Source organism: Kribbella sandramycini (assembly GCF_013131805.1).
Classification (GTDB): domain Bacteria; phylum Actinomycetota; class Actinomycetes; order Propionibacteriales; family Kribbellaceae; genus Kribbella; species Kribbella sandramycini.
Genome location: NZ_JABJRC010000003.1, coordinates 534997 through 546496, shown reverse-complemented (window position 1 = coordinate 546496; position 11500 = coordinate 534997). Strand labels below are relative to the sequence as shown.

General features: G+C 68.9%; 11 protein-coding genes. 5 read left to right on the top strand and 6 right to left on the bottom strand.

Going from position 1 to position 11500, the window contains the following annotated elements; translation table 11 throughout:
• Positions 1–38: 38 nt before the first annotated feature.
• Entirely contained in the window at positions 39–1223 is a 1185-nt protein-coding gene (locus HPO96_RS16110) for an ABC transporter permease (protein ID WP_337796658.1), read from the top strand.
• On the opposite strand, the gene HPO96_RS16105 is transcribed toward HPO96_RS16110, so the two are convergent.
• The gene (locus HPO96_RS16105; protein ID WP_171674254.1) at positions 1125–2462 is read right to left on the bottom strand and encodes an MFS transporter; all 1338 of its coding nucleotides are present in this window, start codon (positions 2460–2462) and stop codon (positions 1125–1127) included. The two genes, HPO96_RS16110 and HPO96_RS16105, sit on opposite strands and share 99 nt — an antisense overlap.
• 40 nt (positions 2463–2502) lie before the next feature.
• Between HPO96_RS16105 and HPO96_RS16100 the strand changes: the two genes are divergently transcribed.
• Positions 2503–2919 (top strand): acyl-CoA thioesterase, encoded by a 417-nt coding sequence (locus tag HPO96_RS16100; RefSeq protein WP_171674253.1) that lies wholly within the window; start codon positions 2503–2505, stop codon positions 2917–2919.
• A complete protein-coding gene (locus tag HPO96_RS16095) occupies positions 2916–4019 on the top strand; it encodes a zinc-dependent alcohol dehydrogenase family protein (protein ID WP_171674252.1) in 1104 nt (367 codons plus the stop codon). Before HPO96_RS16100 ends, HPO96_RS16095 begins: the two co-directional genes overlap by 4 nt.
• 1 nt (position 4020) lies before the next feature.
• Here HPO96_RS16095 and HPO96_RS16090 read toward each other — a convergent pair whose 3' ends face one another.
• On the bottom strand, positions 4021–4458 hold the full coding sequence (locus HPO96_RS16090; protein WP_171674251.1) for a YciI family protein: 438 nt from the start codon (positions 4456–4458) through the stop codon (positions 4021–4023).
• 142 nt (positions 4459–4600) lie between these two features.
• On the opposite strand from HPO96_RS16090, the gene HPO96_RS16085 reads away from it, so the two are divergent.
• Positions 4601–6043 (top strand): zinc-dependent metalloprotease family protein, encoded by a 1443-nt coding sequence (locus HPO96_RS16085; protein WP_171674250.1) that lies wholly within the window; start codon positions 4601–4603, stop codon positions 6041–6043.
• Positions 6044–6205: 162 nt separating this feature from the next.
• Positions 6206–7588: a pre-peptidase C-terminal domain-containing protein gene (locus HPO96_RS16080; protein WP_337796657.1), complete on the top strand. Its 1383-nt coding sequence runs from the start codon at positions 6206–6208 to the stop codon at positions 7586–7588.
• A gap of 48 nt (positions 7589–7636) precedes the next feature.
• On the opposite strand, the gene HPO96_RS16075 is transcribed toward HPO96_RS16080, so the two are convergent.
• The 4 genes from HPO96_RS16075 to HPO96_RS16060 form a co-directional block, all read right to left on the bottom strand.
• Positions 7637–8815: an amidohydrolase gene (locus HPO96_RS16075; protein ID WP_171674248.1), complete on the bottom strand. Its 1179-nt coding sequence runs from the start codon at positions 8813–8815 to the stop codon at positions 7637–7639.
• 718 nt (positions 8816–9533) lie between these two features.
• Positions 9534–10451: a hypothetical protein gene (locus tag HPO96_RS16070; protein ID WP_171674247.1), complete on the bottom strand. Its 918-nt coding sequence runs from the start codon at positions 10449–10451 to the stop codon at positions 9534–9536.
• Complete coding sequence (locus tag HPO96_RS16065) at positions 10448–10600, bottom strand: hypothetical protein (protein ID WP_171674246.1); 153 nt, start codon at positions 10598–10600, stop codon at positions 10448–10450. The genes HPO96_RS16070 and HPO96_RS16065 overlap by 4 nt, the downstream gene beginning before the upstream one ends.
• 65 nt (positions 10601–10665) lie before the next feature.
• On the bottom strand, positions 10666–11496 hold the full coding sequence (locus HPO96_RS16060; RefSeq protein ID WP_171674245.1) for a DUF72 domain-containing protein: 831 nt from the start codon (positions 11494–11496) through the stop codon (positions 10666–10668).
• Positions 11497–11500: the final 4 nt, after the last annotated feature.

The window sequence follows — 11500 nt, the reverse complement described above, 5'->3', positions numbered from 1 at the left end:
CCAGCGTGGTTGGGGGCGGTCGGCGGGGGCGTCCTTCGGTGCGGGATCTGCTTGATGAGGCGCTGGCTGGTGTCGCAGCGCGACCTACTCGGCTGATCCTGACGACGTTGGGGACCGTGCTGGGTGTCGCCGCGTTGGTGGGGACGGTGGGGCTCGGGCAGACGGCGGCGGGGCAGATCAGTCAGAAGTTCGATCTGGCGCAGGCGACGCGGGTGGTGGTCGAGCCGGGGGACAAGAACGGGCAGGAGGGCGAGGCGGCGACGGAGCTGCCGTGGGATGCGCCGCTGCGGTTGGGGCGGCTGAACGGGGTCGAGGCGGTGGGCACCGTGAGTACGGTGAACATCGGCGACGACCTGGTCCGCAGCGTCGGGCTGGACGGCAGCGAAGGTAAGGCGCTGAACGTGATGGCCGGCTCGGCGGGGCTGTTCGAAGCCGTCCGCGCGGCCCTCAAGACCGGCCGGTTCTTCGACGCCGGCCACGACCAGCGCGCCGACAAGGTCGTTGTCCTCGGCAAGCATGCCGCCGAGCGGCTGGGCATCAACCGGGTCGACGGCCAGCCGGCCGTCTTCATCGGCGACCAGCCCTACACCGTGATCGGCATCCTCGACTCGGTCTCCGGCCGCGCCGAGCTGAACGACGCGCTGATCATCCCGAACGGCACGGCGAAAGCGGCGTACGACCTGAAGGCCCCGGATGCGATCGAGATCCGCACCGCCGTCGGCGCGGCCCAGCTGATCGCCGGTCAGGCGCCGAAAGCGATCGAGCCGAACAACCCGAGCAACCTGAGCGTCGACGCCCCGCCGAAACAGGGTGCCGTTCGCAAGGGCGTCGAGTCCGACCTGAACGCCCTGTTCCTGCTGCTGGGCGCCGTCGCTCTGCTCGTCGGCGGCCTCGGGATCGCGAATGTCACGCTGCTCTCGGTGCTGGAACGGATCGGTGAGATCGGCCTCCGCCGGGCCCTCGGCGCCGCGCGAAGACATATCGCCGCGCAGTTCCTGGTCGAGAGCGTGATCGTCGGTCTGCTCGGCGGCCTGCTCGGGACGGCGGTCGGCGTCCTGCTCACCGTCGGCGTCTCCTGGAGCAAGGACTGGACGCCGATCCTGGACAACACGCTCGCGTTCGGATCACCCTTGCTGGGCGCGGTCATCGGCCTGATCGCCGGGACGTACCCGGCCTGGAAGGCCTCCGCCATCCAGCCGATCACCGCGCTGCGCGGCGCGTGAGTACAGCACCGCGGTGCCGGCGAAGCCGAGCGCGATGAACGCCAGCACCGGATAGGACTTCCCGTTGTCGGGCAGGATCAGCGCGCCGAGCGCGGCCGCCGAGACCTGCCCGACGTTGAAGATCATGTCGTACAACGAGAAGACTCGGCCGCGGTAGACATCGTCGACACCCGTCTGCACGAGGGTGTCGACGCTGATCTTCACGCCCTGCGCGCAGAACCCGGTCAGGAACCCGCCGACGATCATCGCCGGCTGGGTGAACAACCCGAGCGGTACGACGGTCACCACCGCGGCCGCCGCGAACAGCACCGTGATCCACTGCCGCAACGCCAGCACCCGCGTCGCCCACGGCGTAACCAGCGCGGCGACGAAGATCCCGGCGCCGACCATGCCGGTCGCGATCGCCAGCGCACCGAACGCGTTGTCCAGCTGACCTGGCCCGTAGAAGTAGTTGCGGTACAGCAGGATCATCTGCACGGTGATCAGCCCGAAGAAGAACCGCAGCGAGCCGATCGCGGCCAGCCCGAGCGCGGCCTGCCGACGCTCCCGCAGATGCCGCCCGCCGTCGACCAGCCCCTTCGCGATCGTCCCGAGCGCCTCGAGCACCCCAGGCTCGTCCCCTTGCAGATCAGGCCCGAGCTGACGCCGCTTCAGCCGCAACGCGAGCAGCGCGGCCCCGACGTACACGACCACGGTCAGCCCGAGCACAGCCAGATCGGAGTCGACGAGCAGCTTGACCCCGGCCCCGACTCCGCCGCCGACCAGGAAGGACGCCGTACCGGACGTCGGCGTCACGGCGTTGGCCATCACGAGCTCGTCGCGCTCGACGACATGCGGCAGCCCGGCCGACAGCCCCGACAGCAGGAACCTGTTCACCCCTAGCGTCAGCAACACCGCCAGGTAGAACGGCACCCCCGCATTGCCGACCGCAACGATCACGCCGACGCCACAGACCAGCGCCGCCCGGGTCAGATTCGCCCCGAACAGAATCTGCCGCCGCGACCACCGATCCAGCAGCACGCCGGTGAACGGTCCGAGCACGGAGTACGGGAGCAGCGCGACCGCGAACAGCCCGGCGATCGCCGCGGCGTCCGGCGCCCGCTCCGGCGAGAACAACACGTACGACGCGAGCGCGACCTGGAAGACCCCGTCACCGAACTGGGACGTCAGCCGCACCGCGAACAGCCGCCGAAAATCCCACCGCCGCAACAGCGTCCCGAGATCCCGGATGAACCGCACGACTGCACCCTAACCCTGACTCCGACATTAGTCTGAGTGGATGGACCGGTCTGGTTTCAAGCACTTCCTGCCGATCACGCTGCGGTGGAAGGACAACGACGTCTACGGGCATGTGAACAATGTCGAGTACTACAGCTTCTTCGACACCGTGATCAACGACTTCCTGATCCGCGTCGGCGGCCTCGACATTCACGGCGGTGCGGTGATCGGGCTGTGCGTCGAGTCGCAGTGCACGTTCAAAGCGCCGCTGGAGTTTCCGGGGGTGGTGGACGCCGGGCTGCGCGTCGGGCGGGTGGGCAACTCGAGCGTCCGGTACGACATCGGGCTGTTCGCCGAGGCAGCTGACGAGCCGGCTGCGACCGGGCGGTTCGTGCATGTTTTCGTCGACCGGGCGGATCGGCGTCCGGTGCCGATTCCGGACGGTATTCGCCAGGCTTTGGAGGGGATCAGCGCATGATCGTCCGCGGCGCGGTACTGCGTGAGATGGGGCTGCCGAAGCCGTACGCCGAGTCGCGGCCGCTGCGGATCGAGGAGGTCGAGCTGGCACCGCCTGGGCCGGGAGAGCTGCTGGTGCGCGTCCGCGCCGCGGGGCTGTGTCATTCGGACCTGTCCGTCATCGACGGTTCTCGGCCGCGGGTGATGCCGATGCTGCTCGGCCATGAGGCGACGGGGGAGGTGGTCGCGTCATCGGCGGCCGGCTTCAGCGCTGGGGATGCGGTGGCGTTCGCGTTCGTACCGGCCTGTGGCGCGTGCGGGCCGTGCGCCGAGGGCCGAGCTGCCCTGTGCGAGCCGGGTGCTGCTGCGAACACGGCTGGGACGCTGCTGTCCGGCGTACGCCGCCTGGACGGAGTGCATCACCACCTGGGTGTCTCCGGCTTCGCCGACCACGCTGTGGTTTCGGCGCGATCCGCCGTCAAGATCGACCCGGCGCTGCCGCCGGAGATCGCAGCGTTGTTCGGCTGCGCTGTGATGACCGGTGTGGGTGCCGTGGTCAACACCGCCCAGCTTCAAGCCGGGCGCAGTGCGGTCGTCTTTGGCCTCGGTGGAGTTGGTCTGTCTGCGTTGCTTGGCGCGGTGCTGGTCGGTGCGCACCCGATCGTCGCGGTAGACGTCGTACCGGAGAAGCTGGCGCTCGCCCGCTCACTCGGCGCCACCCACGCTCTCCAGGCCGGCCCAGACGTGGTGCAGGAGATCCGCGAGGCCACCTCCGGTGGCGCCGACTACGCCTTCGAGACCGTGGGGAGTGCGAAGGTGCTGGAGCAGGCGTACGCCGCCACGCGCCGCGGCGGTACGACGGTCACTGTCGGGCTGCCGCATCCGTCGCAGGCCTTCAGCGTGCCCGCCGTGAGCCTGGTCGCCGAGGAGCGCACGGTGAAGGGCTCCTACCTGGGCTCCGCCGTACCGAGCCGGGACATCCCGCGGTACATCGCGCTCTACCAAGCCGGCCGGCTACCGGTGGACCGCTTGCTGACCACAACTGTCGGCCTCGACGACCTGAACGATGCCTTCGACACCCTCGCGGCCGGTACGTCGATCCGCCAGGTGCTGTTGCTCTGACCTACTCGCCGCGCCGCCGGGCGTCCAGCAACGCCCAGGTCTCCTCCTCGCGCTGACGCGCCTCCGGGGTGAAGTTGTCGCCGAAGTCGTCCGCGGTCGCGACCTGCCTGATCTCCAGCCCGTCGCAGTTCCCGTGATCGGCGGCCAGGCAGCGCTGGGCCCACTCCAGCGCCTCTTCGCGGGAGGCGACCTCGATCAGACAGAAGCCGGCGATGAGCTCCTTGGTCTCCGCGAACGGCCCGTCGAGCACCCGCGGCCGGCCCTCGGTCGCCTCCAGCCGGAAGCCGCGATCACTCGGCAACAGACCCTCGCCGGCGATCAGGACGCCCGTTTCGGCCATCTCGGCCATCACCAGACCCATTTCGGTCAGGCTCTGCTCGCTCGGCTCCGCCCAGGCCTCCGATTTCGCGCTGGACCGGAACATCATCACGTACCGCATCGACCCTCCACTGAACGTTAAATCCGGCGAAAAATGTATACAGCGGGGCAACCCATCAGGCAGGCTACGCACAGTGTGATCTCGCATACCGCTTGTGAGGCAAGTCAAGTGAGACACGCGGAGTCCCTGAGGAGGACCCCTTATGCAAACCCGCCCCCGTCGCTTCGGAGCGCTTGTCGGCGCCGGAGCAGTAGCCTTCGGCGCCCTGGCCGTTGTCGCCGGCAACTCTGCCGGCGCCCAGGAGACCGCCCCCGTCCCCACCCCGATCGATCAGCTGCTCGGTCAGGAGCTTCAAGGTAAGGCCGCGCTCGGCCGGGTCCAGTCGCGACTCACCGAGCTCGCAGCGACCAACGGCATGCCGGCCGGCAAGCTGCAGACGATCCTGGCCACTGACAAGACCAGCTGGCTCGACCGCACCGGCAAGCTGTTCTACCGCGAGCCGGTCGCCACCACCAAGGAGCGCGCGGCCAGTACGGCGTCCCCGCGCTGGGCCACCAAGGCCGTTGCCGCCGCCACCGGTCCGGCGTTCGAGCTGCACAGCAAGCCTGGTGCGAGCAAGGTCATCTATCTGGACTTCGACGGCCACACCATCACCGGCACTGCCTGGAACACCGGTGGCAAGCCGGCCACGGTGAACGTCACCGCGTACGACACCGACGGCAACACGAACAACTGGAGCACCGCCGAGCAGGACGTCGTCCGCGATGTCTGGGCCCGGATCGCCGAGGACTACGCGCCGTTCGACGTGGACGTGACCACGCAGGCGCCGGCCGAGTCGGCGATCACCCGCTCCGGCTCGTCCGACCAGCAGTACGGCACGCGCGTGCTGATCGACCCGACCACCTGGTACCAGTCCGGGTGCGGTTGCGGCGGCGTCGCGTACGTCGGCGTCTACGACAACACCAGCCAGCACGCGTACTACCAGCCCGCTCTGGTCTTCACGCGCGGTGTCGGTACCGGCGCGAAGAACATCGCCGAAGCCGCGTCGCACGAGGCTGGTCACAACCTGGGCCTTGGCCACGACGGCACGTCGTCCGTCGGGTACTACCAGGGGCACGGCGCCTGGGCGCCGATCATGGGCGTCGGCTACTCCAAGGCGATCAGCCAGTGGAGCAAGGGCGAGTACTCGAACGCGAACAACCGGGAAGACGACTTCACCGTCATCGGCCAGAACGGTCTGCCGCTGCGCGCCGACGACCACGGCAACACCACTGCCGCGGCCACCAACCTGACCCGCGGCACCACGGTCAGCGGTGTCTACGCCAGTGACTCCGACGTCGACGTCTTCGGCATCGACCTGCCCGCCGGGACCTTCACCTTCGCGGCCAACGCGGCCGCCTCCGGTGCGGACCTCGACATCAAGCTGGACCTGCTGAACAGCAGCGGCGCGGTCGTCGCCACCGCCGACCCGGCCTCGGGCCAGAGCAACTCGGCCACGCCGACCGGTCTGAGCGCCAGCATCAGCCGCCAGGTCACCGCCGGTCGGTACTACCTGCGCGTCGACAACGTCGGGTACGCCAACCCGCTGAACACGGGCTACTCGACGTACGGCAGCCGCGGCGCCTACACGGTCCGCGTGAGCTGACACATCTGAGCAACCCGGGGCCGCCGTTCCCACCGAGATCGACGGCCCCGGGTCCTTAGGGGGACCTAGGTCCTGGGGGGACCGCACCGCCCAACCCCTGGAAGGAACCGGATGAGGAAGACAATCCGCCGCACTGGTGCACTCGCTTGCACCGGTGCCGTTGTGTTCGGAGGGCTGGCCATCTCGGCCGGAGCCCGTGCCGACGCGCAACAATCGCCGCTCGACCAGCTGCTCGGTCAGCCCACTCCTGGTGTCACTGCACTGAGCAAAGTGCAGGATCGCCTCGCTGAGGTCGCTCAGCGCAACGGAATGGCCGCCGACCAGCTACAGCGTGTACTCGCGACCGACAAGACCGCCTGGCTCGACGCCGGCAGTCGCCTGTTCTTTCGCGAGCCGCAGCTGACCAAGGCGCAGCAGGCCGAGGAGGCCTCACCGCGCTGGGCCACCGAGGCGGTCGCCGGCGCGACCGGCCCGGCGTTCGAGCTGCACAGCAAGCCCGGCTCGAACAAGGTGATCTACCTGGACTTCGACGGGCACACCATCACCGGTACGGCCTGGAACGCCGCCAAGAGCGTCGACCCGGTCAACGTGTCGCCGTACGACACCGACGGCGACCCGGCGAACTACAGCACGGCCGAGCAGGACGTCGTACGCGATGTGTGGGCGCGGGTTGCGGAGGACTACGCCGCCTTCGACGTCGACGTGACCACGCAGGCGCCCCCGCAGTCCGCGATCGACCGCTCCGGGACGGCTGACCAGCAGTACGGAACGCGGGTGCTGATCGATCCGGACACCTGGTATCAGTCCGGCTGTGGTTGCGGCGGTGTCGCCTACATCGGTGTCTACGACAACAGCGGTCAGCACGACTACTACCAGCCGGCGCTGGTCTTCACCCGCGGTGTCGGAACCGGCGCGAAGAACCTGGCCGAGGCCGCGTCTCACGAGGCCGGTCACAACGTCGGTCTGAACCACGACGGGACGCCGTCCGTCGGGTACTACCAGGGCCACGGCGCGTGGGCGCCGATCATGGGCGTCGGGTACTACCGCGGGATCAGCCAGTGGAGCAAGGGCGAGTACGCCGAGGCCAACAACACCGAGGACGACTACGCGGTGATCAGCAGCCACGGCCTCGCTCTGCGCGCCGACGAAGCCGGTGACACGACCGCGGCCGCCGCGGCGCTGACCGTCGGTACGCCGGTGACCGGCTACATCGCCACCGAGACCGACACCGACGTCTACAAGGTCACAGTAGGTGCCGCCGGCAACTACACGGCGACTGCGAACGCCGGACCCTCGGGTGGGAACCTCGACATCAAGCTCGATTTGCTGAACAGCGCCGGGACGGTCGTCGCGTCCAACGACCCGGCCGCGGGCCAGACCGACGCCGCGACCCCGACCGGCCTGAACGCCGCCGTCACCGCCAACCTCGCCGCAGGCACCTACTACCTGCGCGTCGACAACGTCGGCTACGGCAGCCCGCTCAACACCGGCTACTCCACCTACGGCAGCCGCGGCATCTACACGCTCAAGCTCGCCACCTCCTGAGGGCTCCTGCGGCCGGCCGACATCTGGCGTCGGCCGGCCGCAGGCCTCTTACAGGTGACTCATTGCCAGGTGGGCCAAGGCGGCCGCCTGCAGCGGCAGCACGTCGTCGTCGAACCGGACCACGCTTGAGTGGTTCGACGGCGCGTCGGCCGCGGGCACGTCGTCCGGCCGGGCGCCCAGCATGACGAACGAGCCCGGCACCTCCTGCAGGACCATCGAGAAGTCCTCGGCACCCATCAGCGGGTTGTCCAGCAACTCGACCTGCTCGGGGCCGAACAGCTCAGTGAGCTTCGCGAGCGTCTCCGGCGTCCGCTCGCGGTCGTTGATCGTGACTGGGTACTGGAGATCGAGCCGGGCGTCGACCGTACAGCCGTGCGCCGCGGCGATCGACTCCGCCAGCGCTGGTAGCTCACGCGACAGCTGCTCGAACGTTTCGTTCGACAGCGTCCGAACAGTCGCACCGAGGGTTGCCTCGTTCGGGATGACGTTGATCGCGATCCCGGCCTTGAGCTGCGTCACCGTGATCACGACCGGGTCGAACACGTTCACCCGCCGCGTCACGTACGTCTGCAGCGCACCCACCAGCTCCGCCACCACCGGCACCGGATCCGCCGTCGTATGCGGCGTCGACCCATGCCCGCCGCGCCCGTGGACGGTCACATGCAGCTGATTCGAGCCGGCCATCATCGTCCCCGGCCGCGTCTGGAACAGCCCCTTCGGCGCCAGACCCCACACATGCACGGCGTACGCCGCGATCGGCGTCTCCCCACTCGCCTGCAACAAACCCTCGCGCAACATGTACCCCGCGCCGCCCAGCCCCTCCTCACCGGGCTGGAACATGAACACCACGTTCCCCCGCAACTCCTCCCGATGCGCCGACAACAACTGCGCCGCCCCCACCAGCCCAGCCGTATGCAGGTCGTGCCCGCACGCATGCATGTTCCCGTTCTCCGACGCATACTCCAGCCCGGTCTCCTCGACCACCGGCAACGCGTCCATATCTCCCCGCAACAACACCGTCGGTCCCGGCCGCCCACCCCGCAGCACCCCCACCACCGACGAAACCTCCCGCCCCCGACTCACCTCCAACGGCAACCCCGCAATCGCCTCCAGCACCCGCTCCTGAGTCCGCGGCAACACCAACCCCACCTCAGGATCCCGATGCAACTCCCGCCGCAACCCCACCAACCCGGCCGCCAACCCCGCACTCTCCGCCACCAACTCCACAAAACCCTCCAAACTCGCCGTCCCCCCAACCTCTCACGCCCTCAGCCCACCCCCACCTCCCGCGCAACACCAACGACAGGAGGTGCGGCCCTCTCAGCACCAACCCAGGCACCACCCAGGCGGCCAACCACGACACACCAACCACCACCTCCTGTCCTTAAGGCGCCCGGGCGGATGGGAGCGTTCCGCACGCGCGGCTCGACGACGAGCGCCCGGCTCCAGGCAGGCGGTTCACCTCATCCCGCAGGCCGACGCCCACGTGTAGCGAGGCCCCAACAAGATCACGTGCTGGGTGGGACCTGACGAGCTGCTCGACGACGCGAGCGCGTACAAGACCTGGAGGAACGAGCCACGATGGCGAGCAGTTCGTCGCGACGGTCGAGCGCAACGAGGAAGCCTTCGAAGATACTCAGTTGCTGTTCGGCGCCTTCAAGTTCAGATGGCATGAGCTGATCGTGCCAGTAAGAGACCCATTGAGATCCCTCCGGACGACGTCGTCGTTCCAGCTGCGGTGGCCTGCCGACTCGGCATCCGTTGTGTCCGGCGGGAGTGGTGGGCGGCGACTGCAGTTCTTCGGGTTGGGCGATACGGGTGGACGCCGTCGCCGGCTGCTGATCGCGAGGAGTTGCTCGACGTGGGCGTCGTGGTTTGGCGGCGGTGCGCGAGCTGGTGTCGTGCGCGGACTTGGTTGGGCTTCGGAGTCGGGCTGAGAGTCCGCTTAGCTACCTCGTTGGAGTTGTGGGGCTGGGTGAGTGAGTTTGCGGGACCGGGTGCCTGCGGAGGTTGGGGTGGTGGGGTGGTTGGGGTTTGGGGTGGGGAGGCCGGCGAAGGCTTTGTAGAAGGTGGTGGCTCGGGTTAGGTCGGTGTGTAGGCGGGTTAGGAGGGAGTGGGTTAGTTGGCGGGCTTGGGTGGTGGCTTGGGGGTGGGGGAGGAGGGTTTGGGCGTCCAGGGCGGGGAGGGTGGTGCGGAGGAGGGACTCGAGGTGTTCTCGGGTCGGGGCGCCGGTGGGTTCGAGGGTGGGGAGGGGGGTGGAGAGGTAGTAGAGGGTGACGAGGGCGGGGAGTTGGTGTTCGGCGGTTTGGTTGTTGAGGGTGTGGAGGGTGGTGCCGGGGGTGAGGTTGTTGCGGGTGTCGAGGTCGGTGGTGAGCAGGCGGGCGGCGGTGACGTAGGCCGGGTAGTAGCCGACCGTGCGCAGGTTTTCGATGCCGGGGGCAACTTTGTGGATGCCTAGTGAAGTGAGGTAGGCGGTCAGATGGTCCTGGGACCAGGCTTCGGCGATACCTTCTTCGAGTTGGCGGCTGCCGGGGCGGGTGAAGGCGATGCGGGCGGCTTCTTGGGTGGCGCCGGGTGGGCCGAGGAAGTGGGAGTGCTCGTGGAGGAGGGTGGCGAGGGCTTCGCGGTAGTGGGCGAGGAGGGTGGGTGGGTGGTGTTTGCCGGCCAGGGCGTACATCTCGCGGAGCGGGTCGAGGATGGTCTCGCGGTCGAGGTGGAGGGTGCCGTCCCAGTGGGCCAGGCCGAGGACGCCGTCCCGGGCGTCGACGACCTGGCCGTTCCAGGCGGATTGGGCGGCGCCGGAGAGCTGGAGGGCAGCGGCGCCGCTGCAGAGCAGGAGCTCCTCCAGCGAGGTGGGGGTCATGGGCGGTACGCCGTGGCCAGCCGGATGAGGGAATCGGCGGAGCGGTGCAGGTTGGTCTGCTGGGTTGGGTCTTCGGCGGCGGTAGCGAGTCGGCGAAGCTCAGTGATCAGCCATTCGGCGCGGGCCTTGCGCTCTTCGAGAGGTTCCATGCCGGGGAACATACGGAGATCGACCCCATCGGCGACCGGCGATTTCGAAGTTGTGGATAACTCCGTCAGAACAGGGTCGGCGGCTCCACCGAGACCGGCTCGGGCAGCGTGCCCAGCGTGGGCACCAGCTCGCGAACCGCGGCGTGGAAGCGGCGGGCGAGGTTGAGCGCCTCGACGTTGTCCGGCGTGTGCAGGAAGATCGTCGGCGAGCGTCCCTCGCCCAGCCAGCCGACGACGAGCTCGACCAGATACTCCCAGCCGGCCACCGTCTCCGGCACCGAGTCGCGACCGATATAACGGACGATCGGGGCGCCGGTGAGCGCGACCGTCCGCCGACCGACGCGCGGCTTCTTCATCCAGGCATCGCGCTCGGCCAGACTGGTCGCCGGCTGTCCGAAGAGCGTCAGGGTGTCGAACGGCACCCATTCGGCCCCCGCGCGCAACAGCAATTGCTCCAGCGCGGCCGCGGCGCGCGGGTCGTCGAAGAAGGCCCGATGGCGGACTTCGACGGCGTACCGATGTTCACGCGGCGCGCCCCGCAGAAACGCGTCCAGAATGCCCAGATCAGCGGGCGCGAACGACGCCGGCAGCTGCACCCACATCGCGTGGTTGCGCAGCCCGAGCGGCTCGACCGCCGCGGCGAAGGCGTGGAACGGCGCCGCGATGTCGTTCAGCCGGCGTTCGTGGGTGATGATCTGCGGCAGTTTCACCACGAAGCGGAAGTCCGGCGGGGTCTGCGCGGCCCAGCTCTCCACCGACGAGCGGGCCGGGATGCCGTAGAAGGTCGTGTTGCTCTCCACCGCGTTCACCCAGGACGCGTACGACGCGAGTTTCGCGCGCGGTGGTTGCGGCCACGCGGGATGTGTCCACTGAGCACATCCCACGTGGAGCCGCATACCT

Bases quoted from the DNA above. Each gene is read 5' to 3' on its own strand.
- HPO96_RS16070 (WP_171674247.1), bottom strand. From the start codon at position 10,451: ATGACCCCCACCTCGCTGGAGGAGCTCCTGCTCTGCAGCGGCGCCGCT.
- HPO96_RS16095 (WP_171674252.1), top strand. From the start codon at position 2,916: ATGATCGTCCGCGGCGCGGTACTGCGTGAGATGGGGCTGCCGAAGCCG.
- HPO96_RS16090 (WP_171674251.1), bottom strand. From the start codon at position 4,458: ATGCGGTACGTGATGATGTTCCGGTCCAGCGCGAAATCGGAGGCCTGG.
- HPO96_RS16100 (WP_171674253.1), top strand. From the start codon at position 2,503: ATGGACCGGTCTGGTTTCAAGCACTTCCTGCCGATCACGCTGCGGTGG.
- HPO96_RS16085 (WP_171674250.1), top strand. From the start codon at position 4,601: ATGCAAACCCGCCCCCGTCGCTTCGGAGCGCTTGTCGGCGCCGGAGCA.
- HPO96_RS16060 (WP_171674245.1), bottom strand. From the start codon at position 11,496: ATGCGGCTCCACGTGGGATGTGCTCAGTGGACACATCCCGCGTGGCCG.
- HPO96_RS16065 (WP_171674246.1), bottom strand. From the start codon at position 10,600: ATGGAACCTCTCGAAGAGCGCAAGGCCCGCGCCGAATGGCTGATCACT.